Annotated in this window: 26 protein-coding genes and 1 pseudogene; 11 read left to right on the forward strand and 16 right to left on the reverse strand. The window is 69.3% G+C overall.

Annotated features, from left to right (window positions below; translation table 11 throughout):
- Positions 1-10: 10 nt before the first annotated feature.
- Positions 11-1,450: a DHA2 family efflux MFS transporter permease subunit gene (locus CEK29_RS08970; RefSeq protein ID WP_255176111.1), complete on the reverse strand. Its 1,440-nt coding sequence runs from the start codon at positions 1,448-1,450 to the stop codon at positions 11-13.
- Positions 1,451-1,454: 4 nt separating this feature from the next.
- Positions 1,455-1,886 (reverse strand): VOC family protein, encoded by a 432-nt coding sequence (locus CEK29_RS08975; protein WP_094799248.1) that lies wholly within the window; start codon positions 1,884-1,886, stop codon positions 1,455-1,457.
- A gap of 47 nt (positions 1,887-1,933) precedes the next feature.
- Here CEK29_RS08975 and CEK29_RS08980 point away from each other — a divergent pair, with 47 nt between their 5' ends.
- On the forward strand, positions 1,934-2,539 hold the full coding sequence (locus tag CEK29_RS08980) for an LON peptidase substrate-binding domain-containing protein (RefSeq protein WP_094857878.1): 606 nt from the start codon (positions 1,934-1,936) through the stop codon (positions 2,537-2,539).
- A gap of 14 nt (positions 2,540-2,553) precedes the next feature.
- Positions 2,554-3,432, forward strand: coding sequence for a hypothetical protein (locus CEK29_RS08985; protein WP_176456864.1), 879 nt, complete (start codon positions 2,554-2,556; stop codon positions 3,430-3,432).
- 179 nt (positions 3,433-3,611) lie between these two features.
- Here CEK29_RS08985 and CEK29_RS08990 read toward each other — a convergent pair whose 3' ends face one another.
- The 5 genes from CEK29_RS08990 to CEK29_RS09010 form a co-directional block, all read right to left on the reverse strand.
- Positions 3,612-3,980 carry an I78 family peptidase inhibitor gene (locus CEK29_RS08990; RefSeq protein WP_094799250.1) on the reverse strand — a complete coding sequence of 123 codons (369 nt, stop codon included), beginning with the start codon at positions 3,978-3,980 and terminating at the stop codon, positions 3,612-3,614.
- A gap of 104 nt (positions 3,981-4,084) precedes the next feature.
- Positions 4,085-4,897, reverse strand: a complete 813-nt coding sequence (locus tag CEK29_RS08995; protein ID WP_094799251.1) for an NYN domain-containing protein — start codon at positions 4,895-4,897, stop codon at positions 4,085-4,087.
- Between the two features lie 45 nt (positions 4,898-4,942).
- The gene (locus CEK29_RS09000; RefSeq protein ID WP_094799252.1) at positions 4,943-5,296 is read right to left on the reverse strand and encodes a VOC family protein; all 354 of its coding nucleotides are present in this window, start codon (positions 5,294-5,296) and stop codon (positions 4,943-4,945) included.
- A 271-nt stretch (positions 5,297-5,567) separates the two neighbouring features.
- Positions 5,568-6,698, reverse strand: coding sequence for a 3-deoxy-7-phosphoheptulonate synthase (locus CEK29_RS09005; RefSeq protein ID WP_094858009.1), 1,131 nt, complete (start codon positions 6,696-6,698; stop codon positions 5,568-5,570).
- Positions 6,699-6,820: 122 nt separating this feature from the next.
- On the reverse strand, positions 6,821-7,453 hold the full coding sequence (locus CEK29_RS09010) for a LysE family translocator (RefSeq protein WP_094858010.1): 633 nt from the start codon (positions 7,451-7,453) through the stop codon (positions 6,821-6,823).
- A gap of 197 nt (positions 7,454-7,650) precedes the next feature.
- On the opposite strand from CEK29_RS09010, the gene CEK29_RS09015 reads away from it, so the two are divergent.
- Positions 7,651-8,505: a DUF72 domain-containing protein gene (locus CEK29_RS09015; protein WP_176456866.1), complete on the forward strand. Its 855-nt coding sequence runs from the start codon at positions 7,651-7,653 to the stop codon at positions 8,503-8,505.
- 63 nt (positions 8,506-8,568) lie between these two features.
- On the opposite strand, the gene gorA is transcribed toward CEK29_RS09015, so the two are convergent.
- Positions 8,569-9,927, reverse strand: a complete 1,359-nt coding sequence (gene gorA, locus CEK29_RS09020) for a glutathione-disulfide reductase (protein WP_094857879.1) — start codon at positions 9,925-9,927, stop codon at positions 8,569-8,571.
- A 197-nt stretch (positions 9,928-10,124) separates the two neighbouring features.
- On the opposite strand from gorA, the gene CEK29_RS09025 reads away from it, so the two are divergent.
- On the forward strand, positions 10,125-10,421 hold the full coding sequence (locus tag CEK29_RS09025; RefSeq protein WP_094799255.1) for a hypothetical protein: 297 nt from the start codon (positions 10,125-10,127) through the stop codon (positions 10,419-10,421).
- Between the two features lie 3 nt (positions 10,422-10,424).
- Positions 10,425-10,805 carry a DUF2784 domain-containing protein gene (locus tag CEK29_RS09030; RefSeq protein WP_094799256.1) on the forward strand — a complete coding sequence of 127 codons (381 nt, stop codon included), beginning with the start codon at positions 10,425-10,427 and terminating at the stop codon, positions 10,803-10,805.
- 4 nt (positions 10,806-10,809) lie between these two features.
- Here CEK29_RS09030 and pdxR read toward each other — a convergent pair whose 3' ends face one another.
- Positions 10,810-12,306 carry a MocR-like pyridoxine biosynthesis transcription factor PdxR gene (pdxR, locus tag CEK29_RS09035; RefSeq protein WP_094857880.1) on the reverse strand — a complete coding sequence of 499 codons (1,497 nt, stop codon included), beginning with the start codon at positions 12,304-12,306 and terminating at the stop codon, positions 10,810-10,812.
- A gap of 135 nt (positions 12,307-12,441) precedes the next feature.
- On the opposite strand from pdxR, the pseudogene CEK29_RS09040 reads away from it, so the two are divergent.
- Positions 12,442-13,161 (forward strand): annotated as a pseudogene (locus CEK29_RS09040) (GNAT family N-acetyltransferase); the annotation flags it as partial.
- A gap of 39 nt (positions 13,162-13,200) precedes the next feature.
- On the opposite strand, the gene CEK29_RS09045 reads toward CEK29_RS09040, so the two are convergent.
- From CEK29_RS09045 to CEK29_RS09055, 3 genes are all read right to left on the reverse strand, one after another.
- Positions 13,201-14,091, reverse strand: a complete 891-nt coding sequence (locus CEK29_RS09045) for a DMT family transporter (RefSeq protein ID WP_094858011.1) — start codon at positions 14,089-14,091, stop codon at positions 13,201-13,203.
- 77 nt (positions 14,092-14,168) lie between these two features.
- Complete coding sequence (locus CEK29_RS09050; protein WP_094799476.1) at positions 14,169-14,504, reverse strand: thioredoxin family protein; 336 nt, start codon at positions 14,502-14,504, stop codon at positions 14,169-14,171.
- 76 nt (positions 14,505-14,580) lie between these two features.
- The gene (locus CEK29_RS09055; protein ID WP_094799259.1) at positions 14,581-15,849 is read right to left on the reverse strand and encodes a Zn-dependent hydrolase; all 1,269 of its coding nucleotides are present in this window, start codon (positions 15,847-15,849) and stop codon (positions 14,581-14,583) included.
- A 328-nt stretch (positions 15,850-16,177) separates the two neighbouring features.
- Here CEK29_RS09055 and CEK29_RS09060 point away from each other — a divergent pair, with 328 nt between their 5' ends.
- From CEK29_RS09060 to CEK29_RS09070, 3 genes are all read left to right on the forward strand, one after another.
- A complete protein-coding gene (locus CEK29_RS09060; RefSeq protein ID WP_094857882.1) occupies positions 16,178-18,034 on the forward strand; it encodes a phosphoenolpyruvate carboxykinase (GTP) in 1,857 nt (618 codons plus the stop codon).
- 95 nt (positions 18,035-18,129) lie between these two features.
- Complete coding sequence (locus CEK29_RS09065) at positions 18,130-18,756, forward strand: class I SAM-dependent methyltransferase (protein ID WP_094857883.1); 627 nt, start codon at positions 18,130-18,132, stop codon at positions 18,754-18,756.
- Positions 18,726-19,265, forward strand: coding sequence for a DNA-deoxyinosine glycosylase (locus CEK29_RS09070; protein WP_255176112.1), 540 nt, complete (start codon positions 18,726-18,728; stop codon positions 19,263-19,265). The genes CEK29_RS09065 and CEK29_RS09070 overlap by 31 nt, the downstream gene beginning before the upstream one ends.
- 12 nt (positions 19,266-19,277) lie before the next feature.
- Here the strand turns inward: CEK29_RS09070 and CEK29_RS09075 are convergent, their stop codons facing one another.
- Complete coding sequence (locus CEK29_RS09075) at positions 19,278-20,120, reverse strand: 3-keto-5-aminohexanoate cleavage protein (protein WP_094857884.1); 843 nt, start codon at positions 20,118-20,120, stop codon at positions 19,278-19,280.
- Entirely contained in the window at positions 20,117-21,082 is a 966-nt protein-coding gene (locus CEK29_RS09080) for a 3-hydroxyacyl-CoA dehydrogenase family protein (RefSeq protein ID WP_094857885.1), read from the reverse strand. The genes CEK29_RS09075 and CEK29_RS09080 overlap by 4 nt, the downstream gene beginning before the upstream one ends.
- 119 nt (positions 21,083-21,201) lie before the next feature.
- Here CEK29_RS09080 and CEK29_RS09085 point away from each other — a divergent pair, with 119 nt between their 5' ends.
- Complete coding sequence (locus CEK29_RS09085) at positions 21,202-22,173, forward strand: LysR family transcriptional regulator (RefSeq protein ID WP_094857886.1); 972 nt, start codon at positions 21,202-21,204, stop codon at positions 22,171-22,173.
- Here CEK29_RS09085 and CEK29_RS09090 read toward each other — a convergent pair.
- Both CEK29_RS09090 and CEK29_RS09095 read right to left on the reverse strand, forming a co-directional pair.
- Entirely contained in the window at positions 22,131-22,805 is a 675-nt protein-coding gene (locus tag CEK29_RS09090; RefSeq protein WP_094799265.1) for a GntR family transcriptional regulator, read from the reverse strand. The two genes, CEK29_RS09085 and CEK29_RS09090, sit on opposite strands and share 43 nt — an antisense overlap.
- A gap of 11 nt (positions 22,806-22,816) precedes the next feature.
- A complete protein-coding gene (locus CEK29_RS09095) occupies positions 22,817-24,571 on the reverse strand; it encodes an IlvD/Edd family dehydratase (protein ID WP_094858012.1) in 1,755 nt (584 codons plus the stop codon).
- Positions 24,572-24,789: 218 nt separating this feature from the next.
- Here CEK29_RS09095 and CEK29_RS09100 point away from each other — a divergent pair, with 218 nt between their 5' ends.
- Positions 24,790-25,815: a Bug family tripartite tricarboxylate transporter substrate binding protein gene (locus CEK29_RS09100; RefSeq protein ID WP_094799266.1), complete on the forward strand. Its 1,026-nt coding sequence runs from the start codon at positions 24,790-24,792 to the stop codon at positions 25,813-25,815.
- Positions 25,816-25,966 lie beyond the last annotated feature (151 nt).

Below are 25,966 nucleotides of genomic sequence, written 5' to 3' on the forward strand. Positions count from 1 at the left end.
GGCCGCCGAGTCAGGCGTGCGGGGCGGGCTGGTCGGCCGGACGGTTACGCGGCGTGCGCATCACCAGGCCCGCCGCGAGGGCCGCCAGCAGGGCGGCGGCCGCGCCCACCGCGAACGCGAGCCGGTAGCCGCCGGTGAGCGCGGTGGCCGGCAGGGCGCCCGCCGCCGCCAGCGCGGCGCTGCGCGCGCCGGCCAGGGCCGCCAGCAGCGCCAGTCCGAGCGCACCGCCCATCATGAACGCCGTGTTCACCACGCCCGACGCCAGGCCCGCGTCGGCGGGCTCTACATCGCTCATGGCCGCCAGCAGGATCGGATTGAGCGCGATGCCCGCGCCGACGCCGAGCAGCGTCATGCCGGGCATCACATCGATCCAGAATCCCCCCGCTTCGGGCACGCGGGCGAACCAGGCAAGCCCGAGCGCGGCGAGCAGCAGCCCGGCGGCCAGCGGCGCGCGGATGCCGAACCGCATCACGAGCCGCGCCGATCCGCCGAGCGAAAAGAGCGCCATGACGATGTTGGCGGGCAGGAATGCGAGGCCCACCTGCATCGGGCTGTAGCCCAGCACGACCTGCATGTACAGCGCCGAGATGAAAAACCACGCGAACAGCGCCGCCGCCCACAGCACGCCCACCACGTTGGCGGTCGCCACGTTGCGCAGGCGGAACAGGCCGAGCGGCATCAGCGGCTCGCGTACGCGGGCCTCGATCGCGATGAAGGCGGCCAGCAGCACCGCCGCCGCGCCCAGCATCGAGAGCGTGGCGAGGCTGGTCCAGCCCGCCTCGTTGCCATTGACCACCGCATACACCGCCAGCATCAGCGCCGCGGTGATCGCGCAGGCGCCCGCCAGATCGAGCCGGGGGCGCGGGCCCTGCGCGGTGTGCGCGGGCAGCAGCGCCACGCACAGCGCATACACCAGCACGCCGATCGGCAGGTTCACCAGAAAGATCCAATGCCAGCTCAGGGCGCCGGTGAGCAGGCCGCCCAGCAGCACGCCGATGCTGCCGCCTCCCGCGCAGACGAAGCCGTACACGCCCATGGCGCGGGCCCGGTCGGCGGGGGTGGTGAAGAGCGTCATGATGAGCGAGAGCGACACGGCCGACACCACCGCGCCGCCCACGCCCTGCAGTGCCCGCGCCGCGACGAGCAGGGTGCGCGTGTGCGCCATGCCGCAGGCGAGCGATGCCAGCGTGAACAGCACGAGCCCGGCGAGGAACATGCGCCGGTGCCCGAACAGATCGCCCAGCCGTCCTCCCAGCAGCAGACAGCCGCCGAAGGTCAGCATGTAGGCATTGATGACCCAGACCAGGTTGGCCTCGTCGAACTTCAGGTCGGCCTTGATGGAGGGCAGGGCGACGTTCACGATGGTCGTGTCGAGCACGATCATCAAGACGCCCAGGCACAGCACCATCAACGCCAGCCAGCGGCGGCGCTCCGTCATGGCGGGGTTCATGGGGTCAGGACATCGCTCCGCCGTTGATCAGCCAGGAGGTGCCGTACTGATCGACCGCCATGCCGAAGGTCTCGGCCCAGAAGGTGCGTTGCATGGGCATCACGACCTTGCCGTGTTCGGACAGGGCCTGGAACACGCGCTGCGCATCCGATACCGTTGGGTAGGTGAGGGCCAGGGATACGCCTTTCTGGCCCTCGTAAGGGCCGCCACAGGCTTCGCCGGCGGTATCCGATGCCATGAGCGTCTGGCCGTCGAGGTCCAGGCAGGCATGCAGTACGCGGCCGTGAAACGCCACCGGCACCGTGGCCTGCAGCTCGGGAGGCCCTTCGCCGTAGGTCATGAGCGCCACGAGCTTGCCGCCGAGCACGCGCTCGTAAAAGCGCATCGCCTCGGCACAGTCGCCATCGAAGGACAGATAGGGAGAAATCTGGGGCATCGTCGTCTCCTTGCCCGCCGGGCCGGGCATCGTGTCATCATAGGCTTATGCGCGACATTGCACTCTTCCCATTGAGCAACGCCTTGTTTCCCGCCGGGGTCCTGCACCTGCGGGTGTTCGAGGTGCGCTATCTCGACATGGTGCGGCGCTGCCAGGAAGACGGCGAGCCCTTCGGCGTCGTCGCGCTGCTGGCAGGCCAGGAGGTCCGCACGCCCGAGGGCATCGAGGTGCTGGCCCCGGTCGGCACCTACGCCCGCATCGATCGCTGCGAGGCGGTCACGCCCACGCTGCTCGCGCTCAGTTGCACCGGTCTGGGCCGCTTCCGGCTTGGCGACACCCAGCGCGGTCAGTATGGGCTGTGGCACGGCGAGGCCAGCGACATCGACGACGATCCGATCGAGCCCGTGCCGACCGCGTTCGAGGGCGTGGCCGACATGCTGGGCGCCCTGATTGCCGATGCCCAGCAACGTGGCGCCGACGATCTGCCCGTCGGTGCGCCCTACCGGCTCGACGAGGCGGGATGGGTGGCGGACCGCTGGTGCGAGCTGCTGCCGCTGCCTATCGCCATGAAGGCGCGGCTGTTGTCACTGACCGATCCGATCGCCCGGCTGCGCGAGGTGCGCGATGCCCTGGCCGAGGGCGGGCTGCTCTGAGCGCCGGGCGGGTTATGCTGCCGCCCATGAATATCGTCATCAATGAAGAGCTGCGGCTCTATATCGATCCGCTCACGCCCGACGAGCATGCCGCGCTCGAGCGCAGTCTGCTGGCCGAAGGCTGCCGCGACGCGCTGGTGCTGTGGGGCGAGCTGCTCGTCGACGGCCACAACCGCTACGCCATCTGCCAGAAACACGGCATTCCGTTTCGCACCATCCAGCACGAGAAGTTCAAGTCGCTCGACGATGTGCGCCTGTGGATGATCGAAAATCATCTGGGACGGCGCAGTGTGTCGGACTACCAGCGCGGCGTGCTCGCGCTGCGCAAGAAAGAAATTCTGCAGTCCCGCGCGCCGGCGGCCGCGCCGGGCGAAGAGGCGGGCGACGCCGCCAGCCCGGCCGAGGCCCAGGCGCCGGCGATGCCGAGCCGGCAGGCGCTGGCCCGCGAGGCGCGGGTGAGCAGCAACACCCTGACCCAGATCGACCGCATTCGCCAGCAGGCCGCGCCTGAGCTGGTCGAAGCGGTGCGTGCCGGCGAGGTGTCGATCAACGCGGCCGCGGCCGTGGCGACGCTGCCGGTCGAGCGCCAGAAGCAGGCGGTGCAGGGCGGGCGTAAAGAGCTGCGCATGACCGCGCGCGAGGTGCGCCAGACCGTCCAGGCCGAGCGGCTGCGCGCCCGTCGGGATGCCCGCGGCGAGGCCGAGCCCGAGGCCGGCGCGGACGGCGATCCGCCGTTTGATCCGGATGGCTCGACACCGGTGATCACGGACTATCCGGCCGAAGTGGCGCGCTTGAACAAGGTGATCCAGCGCCTGACCGAGGAGCGCGACGGCCTCAAGCAGCGCGTGATGCACCTGACGGTGGCGCTGGCCGAGGCGCGCAACAAGACGTGAGCGCGCCTTCGGCTTGCTGCCCCCCGAGGGAGCGCTTTTTTCTTGGGAAGGCCCAGCGAAAAAGGGCCCCCACGCTGCGCCTTCGGCTTGCTGCCCCCCGAGGGGGCTTTTTTTCTTGGGGCGGCCCGGCGAAAAAATAAACCCGGCCTCGGCCGGGTTTGTCTTCTTGCGAGGCGGAATCAGCCGCATCGGATCGCGCTGATCTTGCCTTGGCCATCGACGATGATGTTGACGCGCGTGGCGTTGTACTCGAGCGTCATGACCTGGCCCGGCTTCAGTACTCGCACGGTGTCCGACGAGGCGCTGCTGCGGACCTTTTGAGCGGCCGAGTCGTTGAAGGTCTGGCCGAGCATGTTTTGCGCGGGCTGGGCATCGCAGGTGCGGCCGCTGCCGGGCATCGCGCCAGCGCTGGGCTGGGTTGCCGAAGGGGCCACGTCCGCGGAGGGCGAGGCGCCCGTGCCGCCGCTCGAGCTCGAGCCCGATCCGCCGGGCGAGGCGCACGCGGTCAGGCCGGCGAGCAGGGCGAGGGGGATGAATTTCCAGATCATGCGGACTCCTTCGATCGAACGGGGTAAAGACGACCTATAGTAGCGCGCCGCGGGCGGTTGCGGCGCGCCCGCGCGCCGGTCATTGTGACCGGGCGCGCGCGGGGTCATTCGGCGTTGCCGTTGCTCTTGGCGCGCTTGTTCGGGCTCTTGGTGGTCTTGGTGGCGCGTTTGCGCGCGGGCTTGGCGGGCGCCTCGATCACCTCCACCGGCTTGACGCTCACCCAGTAGGAGTTGCCGGCCTGCTGCAACACCAGTTCGGGGAAGTTGCGCAGCATGTCGACGAGGCCGGAGTAGCCGAAGGTCTTGGGCGAAAACGCCGGATCGGTGCGCTTGAGGTACTGACCCAGTTCGCCCACCCCCACGCGGCCCTCGGAGGTGTCGCCGGCGAGCAGCGCCACTGCGGCGACCATGGCCTTGGCGGGACGCGGTGCGCGGCGTGCGCTGGCGCGTCCGGCGCTGGCGTATTCCACCGGCTCCGGCGGGGTCCACTCGAAGAATTGATCGCTGGCATTGCGCAGCGCGTCGGGTGTCTTGGCCTCGCCCACGATGCAGACGGTGGCGCCACGCTCGCGCAGCTTGCGGCACAGATAGGCGAAATCGGAGTCGCTGGTGACCAGGCAGAACGTGTCGGCGCGGTTGTCGAACATCGCTTCGAAGGCGTCGAGCGCGAGCGCGATGTCGGCGGTGTTCTTGCCCGCGGCGTACTGATACTGCAGGCAGGGCGTGAAGGCCAGGCGGACCAGCGCCTCCTGCCATTTATTGGCCAGCGTGCTGTGATTGCCGTAACCGCGGCGCAGCACGACGCGGCCGAACTGCGCGACCACGCGCAAGGCGTACTCGAGGATCTCGGGGGTGGTGTTGTCGCAGTCGACCAAAACGGCGACGCGGCTTTCGTGGGGTTCCGGATTCAAAGGCATGGGTTATTCCAGGGGCAGGGCGCGAAGGAGACGGCGGGCGCGGATTCAATCCACATGCTGGAGCAGGTTGACGAGCTTGCCCAGCGGGTCGCGCACGTAGAAGCGCCGCACCCCCCAGGGCTCGAGGACGGGCCCGTATTCGACCGCGTAGCCGCCGGCGCGCACGCGTTCCAGGGCCTCGTCGAGGTCGTCCACCTCGATGGAGAGGTCCGGCACGGGCGTGTCGCTGCCGCCGTGGGCGGCGATGCTGAGCTGCGGGGTCGTGTCGTGGTCGGAGCCATAGGTGGCGATCCAGCCCTGGTCCATCAGCAGTTCCAGGCCGAGCACGTCGCGATAAAAGCGTTCGGCCTGGGCCGGGTCGCGGGCCGCGAGATTGGCAACGATACGTTTGATGCGCATCGGGAAGTCTCCTGGGTGGGGCCGGCCGGGCGTGCGCCGCGGCCAGCGGAGTGGCGGGTCGGGACGGCCGGCATGGGCAACGGCCTCCGACTCCGATGATAGGGGTTGATCATGATTCTGCCAGGGGGGCCGGGCCGCTGTCTTGATCCTGGGCCAAGGATAAGCCACCTCCCTGGCGCCCGGGGTCGGCCAGCGGCCGCAGCGCCCGCCAAAGAATAAGGCCCGGACGCGCGTGGCGCCCGGGCCCCCGGCACGGCGGTGACCGCGGCGTTCAGCGGCTGGCGGCGCGCTCGCGGCGGGCGCGCACGGCGCGCGCCAGGTCGTCGAGCACCGGCAGCGTCTGCGGCCAGCTGATGCACGCGTCGGTGATCGACACGCCGTGCGCCAGCGGCACGCCGGGCTTGAGATCCTGGCGGCCGGCGTTGATGTTGCTTTCGATCATGATGCCCGTGATGCGCTGATCGCCGCCGGCGATCTGCTCGGCCAGCTCGCGCGCCACGTCGATCTGGCGATCGTGGGACTTGTTAGAGTTGGCGTGCGAGCAGTCGACCATGACCTGCTCGCGCTGCCCCGCGCGGGCCAGCGCGGCGCAACAGGCGTCGATGCTGGCCGCGTCGTAGTTCGGGCCTTGCTTGCCGCCACGCAGGATCACGTGCGTGTCGATGTTGCCGCGGGTCTCGAAGATGGCGGCCGTGCCCATCTTGGTCATGCCCATGAAGGCGTGCTTGGCGGCGGCGGCCACCATCGCGTCGGCGGCGATCTGAATGCCGCCGTCGGTGCCGTTCTTGAAGCCGAGCGGGCAGCTCAGGCCCGATGCGAGCTGGCGGTGGCTCGGGCTTTCGGTGGTGCGCGCGCCGATGGCGCCCCAGGCGACCAGATCGGCGATGAACTGCGGGCTGAGCAGGTCGAGGAATTCGGTGGCGATCGGCAGGCCCAGGCCCGAGATCTCGAGCAGCAGGCGGCGCGCGCGGCGCAGGCCTTCGTTGATGGCAAAGCTGCCGTCGAGGTGCGGGTCGTTGATGTAACCCTTCCAGCCCACGGTGGTGCGCGGCTTCTCGAAGTACACGCGCATGACCACCAGCAGATCGTCGCTCAGGGCGTCGGCGGTCTGCTTGAGCTGACGCGCGTATTCCATGGCCTGGCCGTGGTCGTGGATCGAGCAGGGGCCCACCACCACGATCAGGCGGTCGTCGCGGCCGTGCAGCACGTCGGCGATGCGGGCACGGCTGGTCTCGACCAGATCCTGCACCGGCTGCGGCGTGGGCAGCTCGTCCTGCAGCAGGGCCGGCGAAATCAGCGGACGCACCGCGCCGATGCGGGTGTCGTCGATGCGGGTGGTGTCGTGGGTGGAATCGGCAAGACCGACTTCGCGGTCGTGCAGGGGGTCGTCGATACGGGTCAAAGCATTCTCCGGGCGCAGCGCGCGCATCCCCGGGATTATCGCACTTTGGCAAGGGCTTCCGCCTGCCGGGGTGACGCGCGGGCCCCTCCGGCCGGCGCGAGCGTCCCGGGGGCGGGCCTGGCTCAGCGGCGGGCGTCGAGCGCCATGCGGACCGCGAGCGCGCCGAGCAGGCTGCCCATGATCATGCGCTGCGCCACCATCCAGGCCGGGCTGCGCGCGAAAAACGCCGACACCCAGCCGGCCGCCAGCACGATCATGGCGTTGAACGTGACGCTGATCGCCGCCTGCGTGAACCCGAGGATCAGCGACTGCGCCAGGACGTGGCCGCGGGACGGGTCGATGAATTGCGGCAGCAGCGAGAGGTACAGCACCGCGATCTTGGGATTGAGCAGGCTGGTCAGGAGCCCCATCGAGAACAGGCGGCGCGGCGAACTCACCGGCAGCTGACGCACTTCGAAGGGCGAGCGGCCGCCCGGACGCAGAGCCTGCCAGGCGAGGTACAACAGGTAGATCGCGCCGCCGATGCACAGCGCCTCGTAGGCATAGGGCACCGCCATCAGCAGCGCGGTGATGCCCAGCGCGGCGCACAGCACGAAAAACATCAGACCCAGCGCCACGCCCGCCAGCGAGATCAGGCCTGCGCGCCGCCCCTGCGAGAGCGATCGCGAAATCAGGTAGACCATGTTGGGTCCGGGCGTGAGGACCATGCCGATACAGATCAGGACAAAGCCGAGAAAACTGCCGAAGTCGAACATGGTGGCACGCGCGTCGAGTGAGGTACGCACCGGCGGGATGCGGTGCGAGCGAGAGGCAGATTAATCCAGAACTGTTCCGGAACAGCGAAATGTCGCGGGGACGCCACGGACCCTGGCCGACGGGCATCGGCGGCCGTGGCAGGCGGGCCGGGAATGCGGAATGCTAGGGCGCAGAGAAGTGCATCAACGGAGCAGACATGGTCACCACCCGCAACACGCCAGCCAGCCCGTCACGCGCCGCATCGGCCGCGCGCCAGGCGCCCATCCGCGTGGGCATCGGCGGCTGGACCTTTCCGCCCTGGCGCAACGGCGTGTTCTATCCCGCCGACCTGCCGCAGTCGCGCGAGCTCGAGTATGCCGCCAGCAAACTGACGGCGATCGAGGTCAATGGCACCTTCTATGGCTCGCAGAAGCCCACCACGTTCGCCGTCTGGGCGGAGCAGGTGCCGGACGACTTCATCTTCAGTCTGAAGGCGCCGCGCTACGCCACGCATCGGCGCAACCTCGGCGAGGCGGGCGAATCGGTGCAGCGCTTCATGGACAGCGGCATCGCGGAGTTGGGCGACAAGCTCGGTCCGCTGTTGTGGCAATTGCCGGCGACCAAGCCGTTCGATGCCCAGGAGCTCGAGGCATTCTTTGCCCTGCTGCCCGAGCAGGTGCAGGGGCGTGAGCTGTCGCATGTGCTGGACGCCCGGCATCCGAGCTTCGCCTGTGGCGCCTATGTGCGGCTGGCGCGCAAGCACGGCATCGCCACGGTCTATACCGACAGCGAGGAGTATCCGAACATCGCCGATCGCACCTCGGACATCGTGTACGCCCGCCTGATGCAGGCTAGCGACCGGTATGCCAACGGCTATGCGCCCGCGGCGCTGGCCCGCTGGCACGAACGGGCGCTCGAATGGGCCCGCGGCGAAGCGCCGGCCGATCTGGCACGCCTGGTGCCCACCGCGCCGCGGGGCCGCGTGCGGCAGGTGTTCGTTTATTTCATCAACGGCGAGAAGGCGAGGGCACCGCGCGCCGCGCAGGCCCTGCTGGGACGGCTGCGCGGCTGAGGTTGCCCGCCGCGCGCAGCGCACGCATGCACTCGCGCTCCGGGCCCAGGTCTTCTCGCCGCCTCAGGCCGCGACCGGCGTGCGCATGGTCACGAACTCTTCGGCGGCGGTGGGGTGGATGCCGATCGTGTCGTCGAACACCGCCTTGGTCGCGCCGGCCTTGAGCGCGACAGCCAGACCCTGCACGATCTCGCCCGCATCGGGGCCGACCATGTGGCAGCCGAGCACGCGGTCGGTTTCGGCATCGACCACCAGCTTCATCAGGGTCTTTTCCTGCGAATCGGTGAGGGTGAGCTTCATCGGGCGGAAGCGGCTTTCGAACAGCTTGATCTTGTGGCCTTGTTCGAGCGCCTGCTCGGCGGTGAGGCCCACCGTGCCGATGTTGGGCAGGCTGAACACGGCGGTCGCGATATGGGTGTAATCCACCTTGCGATATTCATCGGGCTTGAACAGGCGGCGGGCCACGGCCATGCCCTCGGCCAGCGCCACCGGCGTCAGCGGCACGCGGCCGATCACGTCGCCGATGGCGAGGATCGAGGGTTCGGTGGTGCGGTACTCGTCGTCCACCTTGATGAAGCCGTTGGCGTCGCGCTCGACACCGGTGTTCTCCAGGCCGAGGTTGTCGGTCATGGCGCGGCGGCCGGTGGCGTAGAACACGCAGTCGGCCTCGATCACCGAGCCGTCGGTCAGGGTGGCCGCCAGCGTGCCGTCGGGCAGCTTGTCGATGCGCGAAATGTCGCCCTGGAAGCGCAGCGTCATGCCCTTTTTCTGCAGCTCGTCGCGCAGGTGCTCGCGCACCGAGCCGTCGAAGCCGCGCAGGAACAGCTCGCGGCGGTAGATCAGCGTGGTCTGCGCGCCCAGGCCGTTGAAGATCGAGGCGAACTCGACGGCGATGTAGCCGCCGCCCACCACCAGCACGCGGCGGGGCAGCTGCTTCAGGAAGAAGGCCTCGTTCGACGTGATCGCGTATTCCTTGCCCGGGATCTCCGGCACGAACGGCCAGGAGCCGGTGGCGATCAGGATGTGCGCGGCGCTGTATTGGCGGCCATTGACCTCGACGGTGTGAGCGTCGAGGATGCGTGCATGACCCTCGTGCAGCGTGACGCCGCTGTTGACCAGCAGGTTGCGATAGATGCCGTTCAGGCGCTCGATTTCACGGTTTTTGTTCTGGATCAGCGTGGGCCAGTCGAAGCCGGGGTGCCCGGGCGTCCAGCCGTAGCCGTTGGCCAGTTCGAAGTCTTCGCGATAGTGGGCACCGTAGACCAGCAGCTTCTTGGGCACGCAGCCCACATTGACGCAGGTGCCGCCGAGATAGCGGCTTTCGGCCACGGCGACGCGCGCGCCGTAACCGGCCGCGAAGCGCGCCGAACGCACGCCACCCGAGCCCGCACCAATTACATACAGATCGAAATCAAAAGCCATGAATACGGTTCCTTGCGTAGCCTGGGCCGCCGCGCCGCGCGCCGCGCCTGGGCGCGGGCCGGGTTGCGATGGCCGGAATGAACGGATCGGGCTCTATTAAACCCGAGACTGCGCGCCGCCGCCCGGCTTGCCCCCAGACGGGGATGGGATATAAAGAGGAATTCAGGATTCGGGGGCGTGTCCCCATTGGCATATCCATGCAGGACGATAGTTTCTTTTCCTCCGCCGGCGCGATGCTCGGCGGCATCATCCGCGCCATCGTCGATGGGCTGCGCTGGCTGTTCGGCGGCCTGGGCGGGGCGTTGTCGGACTTCTTCAATGGCCTGGCGCAGGCCATGGGCATGAGCGCCAGCGTGTTCAATTTTGCGCTGCTCATCCTGGGCCTGCTGTTCGTGTGGGCCGCCATCAAGGCGTTTCTGGGGCGCTCGATCTTCAGTGGCCTCTTCTGGCTGCTGCTCGCGATGCTGCTGCTCGGCGCATTGATCGGTGGCTGAGCGATGTCTTTTTACGGTCTGTTGGCGGACGCCGTCGTTCTGTTTCATGGGCTCTTCGTGCTGTTCGCCGTGCTGGGCGGGCTGCTGCTCGCGCGCTGGCCGCGGCTGATCTGGCTGCACCTGCCGGCAATCGCCTGGGCCGTGGGAATCACCGTGACCGGCGGCATCTGTCCGCTCACGCCGCTCGAAAACGACCTGCGCTGGCGCGCCGGCCAGGAGGGTTACGAAGGCGGCTTCATTGCGCACTACGTATGGTCGCTGCTGTACCCCGAGGGCCTGACGCGCCCCGTGCAGGCCGGGCTGGGACTGGCGGCCATGAGCCTCAATCTGTTCGTGTATGCCCGCTGGTGGCGCCGCCGCCGCGCGCTGCAGGCGGCCGGCTGATCTCTCACCCGGACGCGCGTCCCGCCTGGCGCGCGAGCTGCGCCAGCCGCGTCACGATCGTGTCGAAGCGCTCGGCGGAGGTATTGCCGTAGCCCAGTACCAGACCGTTGTCGCGGGCATCGGGCGACAGCGCGAAGGCCGATAGCGCCGCCGGCGCGATCGCGTGCGGCGCGGCCGCCGCCACGATGGCGCGATCCGGATATTCGGGCGGCAGACGCAGCGTCAGGTGCAGGCCGCAATGGCCGCCCTCGAGCTGATGGGGAAGGTCGAAATGCCGCGCCAGCGCGGCACGCAGCGCCGTCTGGCGTTCGCGATAGAGCCTGCGCATGCGGCCCAGATGACGGCTGAACTGGCCGCTCTCGATGAAGTCCGCCAGCGCGAGCTGTTCGTGCCGATGGCCGCCGCGCAGCAGCTCGCCCAGCGGCGCGGCCACGGCCGGCGCCAGCGCCCGTGGCAGTACCAGAAAGCCGATGCGCAGCGACGGGAACATGGTCTTGGAGAAGGTGCCGACGTACAGCACGGGCGCCGCGTCGACCAGGCCCTGCATGGCCGCGATCGGCTCGCCGTGATGGCGGAACTCGCTGTCGTAGTCGTCTTCGATGATCCAGGCGCCGTGACTGCGCGCCAGCGCGATCAGCTCGAGGCGCCGGGCCGCCGAGAGCACCGCGCCCGTGGGGTATTGATGCGAGGGCGTGGCGTAGATGAGGCGCGGCGGGCGGGTGCGCCAATCCTCGGCGCTCGCGGCCAGGCCTTCGGCGCCCACCCGGATCGGGACCATGCGCAGATCGCCGGCCGCGAACGCGGTCTTGGCGCCGCGATAGCCGGGCTCTTCGACCCAGGCGGTGTCGCCCGGATTCGACAACAGTTTCACGCACAGTGCCAGCGCCTCCTGGGCGCCTTCGGTGATCACGATCTGGCTGGCGTCGCAGCGCACGCCGCGCGCGATGCCCAGGTAGCGGGCAATCGCCGTGCGCAGCGCCGGTTCGCCCACGGGGTCGCCATAGCCCAGCGCCGCCGCGCCGCTGCCGCGCACCGCGCGCTCCAGGGCGCCGCGCCACGCGGCCTGCGGAAAATGATTCAGCGCGGGCGTGCCCGGGCGCAGCGCCAGATGCACGTCGTGCCGCACCGGATGCGGCGCGATTTGCGCGAGCCGGGCCGACAGGGCCGGCAGCGCGCTGACCGGCGGCGGTGGGGCGCTGGCAGCGGCCGGCCGGGCCAGCGCCGCGACGCGCGTGCCTTGCCGATCCGCCAGCACGTAGCCCTCGGCGGCCAGATGGTCGTAGGCGATCGTGACGGTGTTGCGAGAAATCCCCAGCGATTCGGCCAACGCCCGCGAGGCGGGCAGGCGCGTGCCGGGCGCCAGCCGGCCGCTCAGAATGGCCTGGCGCAGCCGCTGCTGCAGTTGCCGCTGCAGCGAGACCGGCTGGCCGGCGGCGCCGGGGTCGTCCAGCGGGGCATCGAGCAGGTCCAGGGCGGAGGCGGCGAGGGCGGAGTCGGACATGGCGTGCAGGCAGGCGAGCTGCGTGGCTCTATCAGGTTGGGTTGGCGTGGTCTTTTTATCATGCCACGAACCACGCTACCGTAGCAGCTGGCCCGGTCGTGTCGACCGAGGCGCCGCTGTCTGACAAGGAAAAACATGTCTTCGGTGCTCAACCCGTTTGGTCAACCCATCGGCGAACCGCTGCCCGGCTGGACCGCGCGTCCGGTGCCGCCGCGCACGCCGATCGAGGGCAGGTACTGCCGCCTCGAACCGCTCGACGCGGCGCGCCACGCCGCCGAGCTGCACGCCGCGTATTCGCAGGCCCCGGACGGGCGCGACTGGACCTATCTGTCGGTGGGCCCCTTCGAAGACGCCGCGCGTTATCGGGATTTTGCCGAGCGCGCCGCCGCGAGCAACGATCCGCTGCACCACACGGTGATCGATCTGGCTACCGGCCGTGCCGTGGGTACGCTGGCGCTGATGCGCATCGACCCGCCGGCCGGCGTGATCGAGGTGGGGTTCGTGACCTACTCGCCGCTGCTGCAGCGCTCGCGCGCGTCGACCGAAGCGCAATACCTGCTGATGCGGCGCGCCTTCGACGAACTCGGCTATCGCCGCTACGAGTGGAAATGCGACAGCCTCAACGCGCCGTCGCGGCGCGCGGCCGAGCGCCTGGGATTCGAGTACGAGGGGCTGTTCCGACAGGCCACGGTCTACAAGGGCCGCAGCCGCGACACCGCGTGGTTCTCGATACTCGATTCGGAATGGCCTGCCGTGAAGGCGGGCTTCGAGGCCTGGCTGGCGCCGTCGAACTTCGACGCCGACGGCAATCAGCGGCAGTCGCTGGCGGCGCTGCGCGCGGGGCACCGCGCCGCCGCCTGACCGCCCCGGGCGGCCTCCCGCCGCGGGGGCCGCTCAGCGTGCGCGCAGCCGCGCCCACTGCTCCTGGATCAGGCCGGCCGCGCTCACGAGCATGATGCCGGCCAGCACCAGCACCGCGCCGGCCGCGAAGCTGGCGTCGAGCGGCTCGTCGAGAATCCACACGCCGAATCCGACGCCGAAGAGCGGCGTGAGAAACGACAGGATCGACAGGCGCGACGCGAGGTAGCGGCGCAGCAGCCAGAACCAGGTGAGGTAGCTGGTGAGGGCCACCACCACGCACTGGAACAGCACGCTGGCCACGGCCAGCGCGGTCCAGTTGGGCGGCGCTGCCGGGCCGGCGGCCCAGAACGCGGGCAGTACGATGCCGGCCATCACCATCTGATAGAACAGCGTCTTGGCGGCGGGTGCCTCCGACAGGCGTGAACGGCGGATCGCGACCGTGGTCATGCCCCAGGCGGCGCCGGCCAGCAGACCGAGGAAGTCGCCCAGCAGCATATTGGGCGCGGCCGCCGTCGCGGCGGGCACGCCCTTGCCCAGAAACGCCAGCGCGATTCCGCCGAACGCCACGACCACGCCCAGCCATTGCAAGGGGCGCAGGCGCTCGTCGGGCACGAGCACGTGCAGGCCGAGCGCGGCGAAGATGGGCGCGGTGTACAGAAACACCGACATATGCGATGCCGTGGTGTAGTTCAGACCCAGCGCCACCAGCACGAACTCGCCGGCGAACAGCGCGCCCACCAGCAGGCCCGCGGGCAGGGTGCCATCGCGCAGCTCGGCGAGTCCGCGCTTGTGCAGCACATAAACGCCCAGCACTACCGCGGCGAAGGCGGAACGCAGACCGATCTGCAGCATCGGCGACACGTCGGCCGCGATGAGCTTGATGGCGATCTGCTGAAAGCCCCAGCAGATGCACAGCATCAGCATCACGCTGGTCGCGAAGGCGTCCAGGGGCAGGCGTTTTTGAGCGGCGGTGGCGGGCAGGGCGGCCTGGCCGGCGCGGCTCACGGCAGCTCCCCCGGATAGCTGTCGAAGGCCAGCCCGATCTGCTGGCGCAGATCCCAGTCGGCGAGCTGCGCGCTCACCGGACCGTAGAACGCGCCGTCGCGCACCACATAGAGCGCCGGCAGGTGGAACACCTCGTAGCGCTGGACCAGGCCGCCGTTGTGGCCGGCATCGATCCAGCACAGGCGATCCACCGGCAGCTCGAACTCGGGCAGGCGCTCTCGGGCCACGCGGCAATTGGCGCAGGTCTTGCTGTGAAAGACCAGCAGCGAGACGCCCGGGGCGTCCAGCAGGAAGCGGTCGGCGGTGCCGTCGTCGAGATCGATCTGTTCCATGGTGTCCATCGCAAGGTTGCCGTGAGCATACCCAAGCCAGGGCGGCGCCACCGGCCTGGGCCACGCGCCAGCAGGGTTATCGGCCGGACGGCAGCGTGGCGTCGAGGTCGCGCAGCGTCTGGTACAGCACGCGCGTGCCATCGAGCAGTTGCGCGGGCTCGATCCATTCTTCGGGGCAATGGCTGCGACCGTTCAGGCACGGGATGAAGATCATGCCGATGGGCCCACTGGGCGCCATGTAGACCGCATCGTGGCCGGCGCCGCTGGGCAGGCGCATATGGGCATAGCCCAGCGCATTGGCGGCGCGCTCCACGGCCTCCATCACGACCGGCTGGCAGTCGGTGGGGCGCGCCCGGCTCAGCGCGCTCATCGAGGCCGACAGGCGCAGCGCGGTGAGGTCCGCCTGGACCTCGGCCAACACCTGCTCCGGAAACTGTTCGAGCACCGCATCGCTGTCGCTGCGCACCTCGAGCACCATCTCCACCTTGCCCGGCACCGCGTTGGGCACGTTGGGCGTCATGGCGATGCGGCCCACCGTGGCGACCACGTAATGCGGATTGCCGCTGGCCCGCGAGGCCAGCCGGTGCGCGGCGTCGATGACGCGGGCCGCGCCCACCAGCGCATCGCGGCGGATATCCATGGGGGTAGTGCCGGCGTGATCGGGCTGGCCCAGCACCGTGATCGCCACGCGCCGGATGCCGACGATGTTGGTCACGACGCCGATGGGCAGGCCACGGGTTTCGAGGACGGGCCCCTGTTCGATATGCAGTTCGACGAAAGCGGCGGTGCTGCCCGGCGGGCGGATGGCGTCGACGATGCGCAGCGGATCGCCGCCCGCGCGGGCCAGCCCCTCCGCGAGCGTTTCGCCAGAGGGGTTGCGCGCGGCCAGCATGTCGGCGTGCAGCACGCCGGCAAGCGCGCGGCTGCCCACGCACGAAATGCCGTAATCGCTCGGCTCTTCGGACAGGAAGTCGATCACCTCGAGCGGGTGGTCGAGTTCGATGCCTTGCTCGTGCAAGGTGTGCGCCACTTCGATGCCGGCCAGCACGCCGATGATGCCGTCGAATCGGCCGCCTTCGACCACCGTGTCGCAGTGCGAACCCGTGACGAGTGCCGGCGCGCCCGCGCGGCGGCCTTCGCGCCGCCCGACCAGATTGCCGCCCGCGTCCACGTGGGTCACGAGCCCCGCGGCCTCGAATTGCGCGCGCAACCATTCGCGGCTTTCGGCCCACAGGGGCGTGAAGGCGCGGCGCGTCCAGGGTTGATCGGGCAGGGTGAAGCGCGACAGGGCGTCGACGCGCGACCAGAGGCGGTCGGCGTTCAGGGGAGGCTGAGGCAGGGACATGAGGCGGCGTTGCGAACCAGAGAAATGCAGCGGCGGCACGCGGGGCGCGCGCCGTGGCGGTGGCTTGGGGAACCGGCCGATTATGTCATAGCGCCCATGTTGCACTGCGGGCAGAAAAGTCGCAGGGGTTAACCCGTAGCAAGAGACGTGACTAGGGGTAAAGGCGGTTTGACCGGTACTGGCCCGCAAGTAATATCGGTCCTGATCGCCCGGCGGCCTTGGCCGCCGGGCCGGCTTTTTTGGCAATGCCCCATAGCGGCGCGCGCCTGCCGGATCCTTGGCTGGCGCGTCGTTCCGCTTTCGCAACCCCCTCCAGGAGACGCTTCCCATGAATCATGCTTCCGAGGCCGCAGCCATCGCGCTCAACGTGCCCGCCTACGTCAAACATCCGCGCCTTATCGAATGGGTGCGCGGTGTCGTGGCGCATACCCAGCCCGACCAGGTGGTCTGGTGCGACGGTTCGCAGGAAGAGTACGACCGCTTGTGCGAGCTGATGGTCGAGGCTGGCACGATGCAGCGCCTCGATCCGGTCAAGCGTCCGAACTCGTATCTGGCCTGGTCCGATCCGTCCGACGTGGCGCGCGTCGAAGACCGCACCTTCATCTGTTCCGCGCGCGAAGAAGACGCCGGCCCCACCAACAACTGGGCCGATCCCGCCGAGATGCGCGCCACGCTCGATGGCCTGTTTGCCGGCTCGATGCGCGGCCGCACGCTCTACGTCGTGCCGTTCTCGATGGGCCCGCTGGGTTCGCCCATCGCCCACATCGGCGTCGAGCTCTCCGATAGCCCGTATGTGGCCGTCAACATGCGCATCATGACCCGCATGGGCAAGGCCGTGTACGACGTGCTGGGCACCGACGGCGAGTTCGTGCCGTGCGTGCACAGCGTGGGCAAGCCGTTGGCGCAGGGCGAGGCCGACGTGGCATGGCCGTGCAACGACACCAAGTACATCGTGCACTTCCCCGAGTCGCGCGAGATCTGGAGCTACGGTTCGGGCTACGGCGGCAACGCGCTGCTGGGCAAGAAATGCTTCGCGCTGCGCATCGCCTCGACCATGGGCCGCGACCAGGGCTGGCTCGCCGAACACATGCTGATCCTGGGCGTGACCTCGCCCAAGGGTGAGAAGCGCCACATCGCCGCCGCGTTCCCGTCGGCCTGCGGCAAGACCAACTTCGCCATGCTCATCCCGCCGCAAGGCATGGATGGCTGGAAGGTCAGCACGGTGGGCGACGACATCGCCTGGATCAAGCCGGGCCCGGACGGCAAGCTCTACGCCATCAATCCCGAGGCCGGTTATTTCGGCGTGGCGCCGGGCACCAGCGAGAAGACCAATCCCAATGCGATGGCCACGCTCAAGGCCAACGTGATCTTCACCAACGTGGCGCGCACCGACGACGGCGACGTGTGGTGGGAAGGCATGACCGACACGCCGCCCGCGCACCTGATCGATTGGCAGGGGCAGGACTGGACGCCCGAGATCGCGGCCAAGGCCGGCCGCAAGGCGGCGCACCCGAACGCGCGCTTCACGGCGCCGGCCTCGCAATGCCCCTCGATCGATCCCGCCTGGGAAGATCCCAAGGGCGTCGCCATCGACGCCTTCATCTTCGGTGGCCGCCGCTCCAACACGGTGCCGCTCGTGACCGAAGCGCGCAACTGGGTCGAGGGCGTCTACATGGCGGCCACGATGGGCTCCGAAACCACCGCCGCGGCCGCCGGCCAGCAGGGCGTGGTGCGGCGCGATCCGTTCGCCATGCTGCCGTTCTGCGGCTACAACATGAGCGACTATTTCGCGCACTGGCTGCGTCTGGGCAAGCGCCTGCAGGATGCCGGCGCCGTGCTGCCGCGCATCTACTGCGTTAACTGGTTCCGCAAGGGTCCGGACGGCAAGTTCGTCTGGCCGGGCTTCGGCGAAAACATGCGCGTGCTGAAGTGGATTCTCGGCCGCCTCGAAGGCACGGCAAACGGCGCCGATCAGGTGTTCGGCATCTCGCCCAACTACGGCGACATCGACTGGACCGGCCTGGAGTTCAGCCCGGATGCGTTCCAGCAGGTGATTTCCGTGGACGGTCCGGCTTGGCGCGATGAGCTGGCCTTGCACGCCGAGCTGTTCGATCAGCTGCAGCAGGGCCTGCCCCAGGAGCTGCCGCACACCAAGACCGAGATCGAGCGCCGCCTGGCGGCCTGATTGATCGCCCGGCGCGCGGGCCGTTCACCCGGTCCGCGACAGCCAATCCTCGACGGCCGCCGGGCTTGCCCCGGCGGCCGTTGTACATTGCAGGCATGACCGATTCCGCTTCCGACCTCCGCCGCGCCAGCGCCGGCACCCTGGCCGATTACGCTTCGAACGCCGTGTCGTTCGAGGCCGGCACCCGCGACCACGACGTAAGCCAGAACATCGACGCGCTGCTGCGTCATCTGCCGGCCGACCGTGCGCTCGACATTCTCGATTTCGGCTGTGGCCCGGGCCGCGATCTGCGCGCGTTTGCCGCGCGGGGGCACCGCCCGACCGGGCTCGATGGCGTGCCCGAGTTCGCCGAGATGGCGCGCGCCACGGGCGCGGGCCCCGTGCTGCTGCAGAATTTTCTCGAGCTCGATCTGCCCCGCGAGGCGTTCGACGGCGTCTTCGCGAACGCGAGCCTTTTCCACGTGCCCGGCGAGGCCTTGCCGCGCGTGCTGGCGCAGTTGCGCGATGCGCTGCGGCCCGGTGGCGCGCTGTTCTCGTCGAACCCGCGTGGCACCAATCAGGAAGGGTGGCTGCGCGGGCGCTACGGTGTGTGGCACGACTGGCCGCAATGGCAGGCGCTGATGATCGGCGCCGGCTTCGAGCCGCTCGAGCATTACTACCGGCCCGAAGGCCTGCCGCGTGAGCAGCAGCCGTGGCTGGCGAGCGTGTGGCGCCGGCCTTGACCCCGGCCAGCGTGCGAGGCTTCGGCGCCGTGGCCGATGCGCGCGCCCGCGTGCTGGTGCTGGGCACCATGCCGGGCGCGGTGTCACTGGCCGCGGGGCGCTATTACGCCAACCCGCGCAATGCCTTCTGGCCGATCATGGCCGAGCTTTATGGCATCGATGCGGCGGCCGGCTACGACGCGCGGCTCGCGCAGCTGAGCGATGCCGGCGTCGCGCTGTGGGACGTGCTGGCCCAGTGCGAGCGGCCGGGCAGCCTGGACTCGGCCATCGTGGCCGACAGCGCGCGCGCCAATGATTTCGCCGGCTTTCTGCAGGCGCATCCCGGCATCGTGCGCATTGCCTTCAATGGCGCGAAAGCCGCGGCGCTGTTCAGGCGCCACGCGCTTCCGGCGTTGGCCGGCGTCGGCCGGCCGCTGGACTACGTCAGCCTGCCGTCCACCAGCCCCGCGCACGCGGCGCAGCCATTCGCGGCCAAGCTCGCGGCCTGGCGCGCGCTGACGCGGGACTGAGACCCGGCTGCCTCAGGCGATCGCGCCGTAGATCTCGCGTGCCTGGTCGGCGTCGGCAATCGGCCGGCCCAGCGCGCGGCCGCCCGTGACGGCCTGCGCGACCAGCGCCGCGTTGCCGGCCGCGATGCTGCCGTCCTGCAGGGTGAGGTTGTTCTCGAACCCCACTCGCATATGGCCGCCGAACGACGCGGCCGAGGTGACGCAGGCGTTTTCTTCGCGGCCGAACGCGCACACGGCCCACGGCAGCGTGAAATCGTAGGCGTTGAGGAAGGGCAGCAGATCGTGGGGCGAAGACTGCTGGCCCGCGCTGTAGCGGCCCAGCACGAACAGCGTGGACCAGGCGCCGGGCGGAACGAGGCCACGCGCGCGCAGCGATTGCCACTTTTCGACGTCGGCCACGTCGTACAGAATGATCTGCGCCATGATGCGCTCGGCGGCGATCCAGGCGAAGAACGCGGCCAGCTCGCTCTCGGGCACCTCGGGCACGGCGATCTCGCGCAGGCCCATCGACACCGCGCGCGGACGCAGCTCGCGCACCATCGCGATCTGGGCGGGCGCCTTGTACACGCCGGCGGCCTCGCTGGTGACCTGCACCAGCAGGCGCTCGCCGACGGCGGCTTCGACGGCCGCCAGCGCGTCGCGGTAGGCCTGCACGTCGAGCGAATGCTTGCCGTCCGGCGTGCGCACGTGCATGTGCATCATGGCGGCGCCGGCGTCCAGGCAGGCCTGCGCCTCACGCGCGAGCGCGGCCGGCGTCATCGGCACGGCGGGGTGCTGCTCGGCCGTTTTGTAGGCGCCGTTGGGCGCCACGCACACGATGAGCGGGGATTGCGACAACAGGGCGGGGGTGCTCATGGCTGGATCTCCGGCAGTTCGTCGTTGAGCAGGTCCAGGCCGGCGCGCAGCAGGCGGTCGTAGCGTGCGCGCTCGGCGGCGATCGTTTCGGGCGTCCAGGCATAGAAGCCTTCGCCGGTCTTCATGCCATGACGGCCATCGGCCGCGCGCTCGGTGAGGCAGCGCGCCGGATGGTCGTCGTTGCAGAACGTCGGGTACATGGTAGCGCCGGCGGCGGCGTGCACGTCGATGCCGGCGTGGTCGCGCTGCAGCACGGGGCCCGCGGCCAGGAACCGGAAGCCGAAGCCGAAACGCACGGCGGCGTCCACGTCTTCGGGCGTGGCGATGCCGTCGTCGATCAGCTTGAAGGCCTCGCGCGACAGCGCGTGCTGCAGGCGATTGGCCAGGAAGCCGGGCAGGTCGCGCGCCACGCGCACCGGCACCATGCCGCAACGGCGCATGAACGCGATCAGCGCGTCGGCGCTGGCGGGCGCGCTGGCCTCGCACAGCACCACCTCGACCAGCGGCACCAGGTGCGCCGGCATGAAGAAGTGCAGGCCCAGCATGCGGTCGCGCGTGTCCAGGCCGGCGCCGATGGCGCTGATCGGGAAGCTCGAGCTGTTACTGGCCAGGATGGCCTCGCGCGGGGCGCGCTTGACCAGCTCGGCATAGAGCGACTGCTTGATGTCCAGGCGCTCGGGCACGCATTCGATCACCAGGCCCACGTCCTGCCATTGCACGGCGTCGAGGCTGGGCGCCACGCTGACGTGACGGGCATAGTCTTCATGGCCGATCGCGGCCAGATTGGCGGCCACGCGCGCGGGCAGCGCGGCGGCGCGCTCGGCGTGCGGTTCGATCACGGTCGTGCGGCATTGCGCCCGGGCCAGCACCACGGCCACGTCGGCGCCCATCGTGCCGCCACCCACCACCACCACGTGTGCCGTGCTGGGACGCGCCAGCGGCGCGGAATTCGTCGTCTGCATCGATCGCTCCTTTCTCGATCCTCGTATGGGGCGCAAGTTTAGGGAACGGCCGTTGATTGATGAATCAGATTTTTTTTATAGAATGATCGAATTACAAGATCAATGGCAGGAGACGCCGCATGAAGATCAACCTCTCGATGCGCGATATCGAAACGGTGCTGGTGCTGGGCCGCACGCTCAATTTCCGCCAGGCGGCGGCACAGCTGCACCTGTCGCAGTCGGCGCTGTCCACGCAGATCCTGCGCATCGAGGAATCGCTCGCCGTGCGCCTGTTCGATCGCACGACGCGCAGCGTGCGCCTCACCGCGCCTGGCGAGGTGTTCATGCAGCAGGCGGCCGCCCTGCAGGTGGCGTTTCGCGAGGCGATCGCGGCCGTGAGCGGCAGCGCCAGCGCCGATCGCGGCCAGGTGGCGGTGGCGGCCCTGCCATCGTTGGCGGCACGACTTCTGCCGCGCGTGCTGATGGCGTATCGCCAGTCGCATCCCGGCGTGGCGCTCAAGGTGCACGACACCCTGTCGGGCCCGGCCTTCGATCTGGTGCGCGCCGGCACCGTGGATTTCGCGCTCACCGCGGCCGATCCGCAGCAGGCGGATCTGCACTATGTGCCGATGATGTCGGACAGCTTTCTGCTGCTGATTCCGGAGGGCCACGCCCTTGCGCGTTCGACGGGGCCGCTGCGCTGGGCCGACACCGTGGATGCGCCGCATGTGTCGATGGTGCAGCCCAGCAGCGTGCGGCAATACACCGAGTGGGCCTTTCTGCAGAACCGCATCCGTTTCCAGCCGGCCTTCGAGGCGGAACACCTCGCCACGATCGTGGCCATGGTGGAGTGCGGCTTCGGCGTGGCGGCGCTGCCGGAGATCGCGGCACGCGCCGTGGCGCACGGGGGCGTCGTGGAACGGCCGCTGGTGGGGCCGGTGGCGGAGCGCTCGATCGGGCTCGTGACCTCGCGCAACCGCAGTCTGTCACCCGCGGCGCTGGCGCTGGTGGACGAGCTGCGGCGGCATCTGCCGGCGCCGCCGGCGGGCAAGCGGGGTGGGGCGGGCGCTCAGGCCGCGCGGCCGGAGCGCAAGCGTTCGGCGGCGAGATAGGCGTCGCGCGAGGGCAGGATGTGCTGGCGGCACAGCGCGACGAGCGCCTCGCGGTCGCCGGCGCGCAGCGCCTCGATCATGGCCCAGTGCTCCTGGCGGGCGCGCTCGCGGTACCCGGCCGCGGCCAACGTGCCGAAGCGGATCGGATGGGTGCGGCGCGCATATTCTTCGATCGCGTGTTGCAGCACCGGATTGTCGGTGAGCGCGAACAGCTCACGATGGAACTGATGATTGCAGCGGAACACATGGCGCGCATCGCCCGCGGTGACCGCGGCGTCGTGCTCACGCTGTATCTGCATCAGGGCGTCGAGGCGCGGCGGCGCGACCGGCAGCGGGATCAGCGTGGCCGCGCGCGACTCGAGCAGCTCGCGCAGCGCGTAGAGCTCCATCACCTCGGCCGTGTCGAAGGCGCGCACCTCGGCGCCCACGTTGGGCCGGCGTTCGATCGCGCCGATCTGCTCGAGCCGGGCCAGCGCCTGCCGCACCGCATGGCGCTTGAGACCGAAGCGGGCCATGAGCTCGTCTTCGGTCAGACGCTGGCGCGGATGCAGCCGGCCGAAGACGATGTCTTCTTCCAGTGCGGCGACGGCGTCGTCCAGGGTCCATTCGGTCGGGGCGGCAGGCAGGCTCATGGCAGGGTCGGTCAGGCGCGCGGCACCTTGTCGTGGGTTTCGGTGGCGCGCAGGAAGTCGAAGTCTACCCCCTGGTCGGCCTGCGTGACGGTCTCGAGGAACAGCTTGCGGTAGCCGCGTTCGGCCGAGGGGCGGACCTGCGGCGCGGCGGCCGCGCGCTGCGCCAGCTCCGCCTCCGAGACCAGCAACGAGATCTCGCGCGACTTCACCGACAGCCGGATGCGGTCGCCGTTCTGCACGTAGGCGAGCGGTCCGCCGATGGCGGCTTCGGGCGTGACGTGCAGGACGATGGTGCCGGCCGCCGTGCCGCTCATGCGGCCGTCGGAGATGCGCACCATATCTTTCACGCCGGCCACGGCCAGCTTCTTGGGGATGGGCATGTAGCCCGCCTCGGGCATCCCGGGCGCGCCGGTGGGTCCGATGCGCTTGAGCACGAGCACGTCGTCGGCGGTCACGTCCAGGTCCGGATCGTCCATGCGGCGGGCCATGTCCTCGGCGTCTTCGAACACCACGGCGCGGCCTTCATGCTCCATCAGCTCGGGATTGGCGGCCGATTGCTTGATGATCGCGCCGCCCGGGGCCAGGTTGCCGCGCAGCACGGCCAGGCCGCCCACGGGATAGATGGGGTTGTCGAACGGCCGGATCACATCCTGCTTGAACGGCGGCGGCGCGGCGTCGAGCTCTTCGCGCAGGGTGCGGCCCGACACGGTCATGACGTCGAGGTGCAGCAGCGGACGCAGCTCGCGCAGCAGCGCCAGCATGCCGCCCGCCTTGTGGAAGTCTTCCATATAGTGCTGACCCGACGGCTTCAGGTCCACGAGCACCGGCGTCTCGCGGCTCATGCGGTCCAGGCCGGCGAGGTCGATGTCGATGCCCAGACGGCCGGCGATGGCCGTCATGTGCACGATGCCGTTGGTCGAGCCGCCGATGGCCAGCAGCACGCGCAGGGCGTTTTCGATGGCCTTGCCGGTCAGGATCTGATCGGGCGTGCGGCGCGCCTTGGCCATCGCGACGGCGGTCGTGCCCGTCTGTTCGGCGATGCGCATGCGGTCGGCCGTCACGGCGGGCGCCGAGGCGCCACCGGAGATCATCATGCCCATGGCTTCGGTCAGGCAGGCCATGGTGGAAGCCGTGCCCATCACGGAACAGGTGCCCACGCTGGCCACGAGCTGATTGTTCACGTCGGCGATCTCGACCGCGTCGATTTCTTCGGCGCGGTAGCGGCCCCAGTAGCGGCGGCAATCGGTGCAGGCGCCCACGCGTTCGCCGCGGTGGCCGCCCGTGAGCATCGCGCCGGTCACGAGCTGGATCGCCGGCACGCCGGCCGACGAGGCGCCCATGAGCTGGGCCGGCACGGTCTTGTCGCAACCGCCGATCAGCACCACGGCATCCATGGGCTGCGCGCGGATCATCTCCTCGGTGTCCATGGACATCAGGTTGCGCAGATACATGCTGGTGGGCTGCGAGAAGCTCTCGTGCACCGAGATCGTGGGGAAGTCGACCGGCAGGCCGCCGGCGAGCATCACGCCGCGCTTCACGGCTTCGACGAGCTGCGGCGCATTGCCATGACAGGGGTTGTAGCTGCTGCCGGTATTGACGATGCCGATCACGGGACGGTCGAGGGCGTCATCGGTGTAGCCGGCGCCCTTGATGAACGCCTTGCGCAGGAACAGCGAGAAGCCGATGTCCCCGTAGTTGGTGAGACCCTTCTTCAGGCCGGTGGCCGCCGCCGGAGCGGGCGATTTCGCGTCTTTTTTCTTGTCCATAACCATCCCGATAATATTATCGATAATCAGCGCGAGCATCATAAATCCAAGGGATTTGACGCGGCAAGCGGTATTTCACTTGTGTTTGATTGATCTGTTTATGCGATCAAATCATCGAAAAATACTGATTAATTTATCAACTTCGGGTGCTTACACTGCGCCGGAAGTGAGCCGGGCACCTACCTTCATTCTCAACCCGGCAAGTAGAGGAGACACTGATGTCCGACCGTCGCACGACGGCCGGTGTTGCGCGCATGCCGCGCCGCGCCGTGCTGAACTCCCTTCTGGCGCTCTGTGCTGCCGCCACGCTCGGTACCGGCGCGTCCGCGCTGGCCGCCGAGGCCTACCCCGATCGCCCGATCCGCATGGTCGTGCCGTATCCGCCCGGAGGCGCAACCGACGTGATCGGCCGCGTTCTGGCACAGCAGCTCACCGGTGCGCTGGGCCAGACCGTCGTGGTCGAGAACCGTGGCGGCGCCGCCGGCAACATCGGCGCCGACGTGGTGGCCAAGGCCACCCCGGATGGCTACACGCTGCTGATGGGTGCGCTCACGAGCCACTCGATCAATGCCGTGCTGTACGAAGGCCGCGTCAACTACGACATCGAGAAAAGCTTCGCGCCGATCTCCATCGTCGGTACCGTGCCGCTCGTGTTCGTGGTCAATCCCAAGGTGCCTGCCAAGACCTTGCCCGAGCTGATCAATGAAGCCAAGAGCAAGCCGGGCAGCCTCACCATCGCGTCGGCCGGTAACGGTTCGCCGCAGCATCTGGCCGCGGAGATGTTCAAGCGCGTGGCCGGCGTCGACATGCTGCACGTGCCGTACAAGGGCAGCGGTCCCGCCATGACCGATTTGATGGGCGGCCAGGTGCTGACCATGATCGAGACCGTGCCCGCCGCTCAGGCGCACGTGAAGGCAGGCAAGCTGAACGCGCTCGCCGTCACCTCGAAGGATCGTGCCGCGGCGCTGCCCGACACGCCCACGGCCGCGGAAGCGGGCCTCGCCAACTTCGAGGTCAGCTCGATGTTCGGTATCGTCGCGCCCGCCGGCACGCCGGCGCCGGTGATCGAGAAGCTCAACACGACGCTCAAGACCATTCTTGCGAAGCAGGAAGTGAAGGACGCGCTGGAACGCCAGGGCGCCATCGCCACCTGGACCACGCCCGCGGATGCCGCCGCGCGCATCAGCGCCGAGCGCAAGCAATGGGCCACGGTCATTCGCGACGCCAACGTCAAGGCGGAGTGATCGACCGGTAAGGCGCGGGCCGCCGAGAGGCGACCCGACGCAACAAGGGCGACCCGAGGGTCGCCCTTGTTGCGTCTGGCGTGCGCCATTTATGCCAGACGCAACAAAGCGGGTTGCCCCCACGCTGCGCCTTCGGCTTGCTGCCCCCCGA

Source organism: Bordetella genomosp. 5, from assembly GCF_002261475.1.
Taxonomy (GTDB): Bacteria; Pseudomonadota; Gammaproteobacteria; order Burkholderiales; family Burkholderiaceae_B; genus Bordetella.

Bases quoted from the DNA above. Each gene is read 5' to 3' on its own strand.
- CEK29_RS08970 (WP_255176111.1), bottom strand. From the start codon at position 1,450: ATGAACCCCGCCATGACGGAGCGCCGCCGCTGGCTGGCGTTGATGGTG.
- CEK29_RS08975 (WP_094799248.1), bottom strand. From the start codon at position 1,886: ATGCCCCAGATTTCTCCCTATCTGTCCTTCGATGGCGACTGTGCCGAG.
- CEK29_RS08980 (WP_094857878.1), top strand. From the start codon at position 1,934: ATGCGCGACATTGCACTCTTCCCATTGAGCAACGCCTTGTTTCCCGCC.
- CEK29_RS08985 (WP_176456864.1), top strand. From the start codon at position 2,554: ATGCTGCCGCCCATGAATATCGTCATCAATGAAGAGCTGCGGCTCTAT.
- CEK29_RS08990 (WP_094799250.1), bottom strand. From the start codon at position 3,980: ATGATCTGGAAATTCATCCCCCTCGCCCTGCTCGCCGGCCTGACCGCG.
- CEK29_RS08995 (WP_094799251.1), bottom strand. From the start codon at position 4,897: ATGCCTTTGAATCCGGAACCCCACGAAAGCCGCGTCGCCGTTTTGGTC.
- CEK29_RS09000 (WP_094799252.1), bottom strand. From the start codon at position 5,296: ATGCGCATCAAACGTATCGTTGCCAATCTCGCGGCCCGCGACCCGGCC.
- CEK29_RS09010 (WP_094858010.1), bottom strand. From the start codon at position 7,453: ATGTTCGACTTCGGCAGTTTTCTCGGCTTTGTCCTGATCTGTATCGGC.
- CEK29_RS09015 (WP_176456866.1), top strand. From the start codon at position 7,651: ATGGTCACCACCCGCAACACGCCAGCCAGCCCGTCACGCGCCGCATCG.
- gorA (WP_094857879.1), bottom strand. From the start codon at position 9,927: ATGGCTTTTGATTTCGATCTGTATGTAATTGGTGCGGGCTCGGGTGGC.
- CEK29_RS09025 (WP_094799255.1), top strand. From the start codon at position 10,125: ATGCAGGACGATAGTTTCTTTTCCTCCGCCGGCGCGATGCTCGGCGGC.
- CEK29_RS09030 (WP_094799256.1), top strand. From the start codon at position 10,425: ATGTCTTTTTACGGTCTGTTGGCGGACGCCGTCGTTCTGTTTCATGGG.
- pdxR (WP_094857880.1), bottom strand. From the start codon at position 12,306: ATGTCCGACTCCGCCCTCGCCGCCTCCGCCCTGGACCTGCTCGATGCC.
- CEK29_RS09045 (WP_094858011.1), bottom strand. From the start codon at position 14,091: ATGCTGATGCTGTGCATCTGCTGGGGCTTTCAGCAGATCGCCATCAAG.
- CEK29_RS09050 (WP_094799476.1), bottom strand. From the start codon at position 14,504: ATGGAACAGATCGATCTCGACGACGGCACCGCCGACCGCTTCCTGCTG.
- CEK29_RS09055 (WP_094799259.1), bottom strand. From the start codon at position 15,849: ATGTCCCTGCCTCAGCCTCCCCTGAACGCCGACCGCCTCTGGTCGCGC.
- CEK29_RS09060 (WP_094857882.1), top strand. From the start codon at position 16,178: ATGAATCATGCTTCCGAGGCCGCAGCCATCGCGCTCAACGTGCCCGCC.
- CEK29_RS09065 (WP_094857883.1), top strand. From the start codon at position 18,130: ATGACCGATTCCGCTTCCGACCTCCGCCGCGCCAGCGCCGGCACCCTG.
- CEK29_RS09075 (WP_094857884.1), bottom strand. From the start codon at position 20,120: ATGAGCACCCCCGCCCTGTTGTCGCAATCCCCGCTCATCGTGTGCGTG.
- CEK29_RS09080 (WP_094857885.1), bottom strand. From the start codon at position 21,082: ATGCAGACGACGAATTCCGCGCCGCTGGCGCGTCCCAGCACGGCACAC.
- CEK29_RS09085 (WP_094857886.1), top strand. From the start codon at position 21,202: ATGAAGATCAACCTCTCGATGCGCGATATCGAAACGGTGCTGGTGCTG.
- CEK29_RS09090 (WP_094799265.1), bottom strand. From the start codon at position 22,805: ATGAGCCTGCCTGCCGCCCCGACCGAATGGACCCTGGACGACGCCGTC.
- CEK29_RS09095 (WP_094858012.1), bottom strand. From the start codon at position 24,571: ATGGACAAGAAAAAAGACGCGAAATCGCCCGCTCCGGCGGCGGCCACC.
- CEK29_RS09100 (WP_094799266.1), top strand. From the start codon at position 24,790: ATGTCCGACCGTCGCACGACGGCCGGTGTTGCGCGCATGCCGCGCCGC.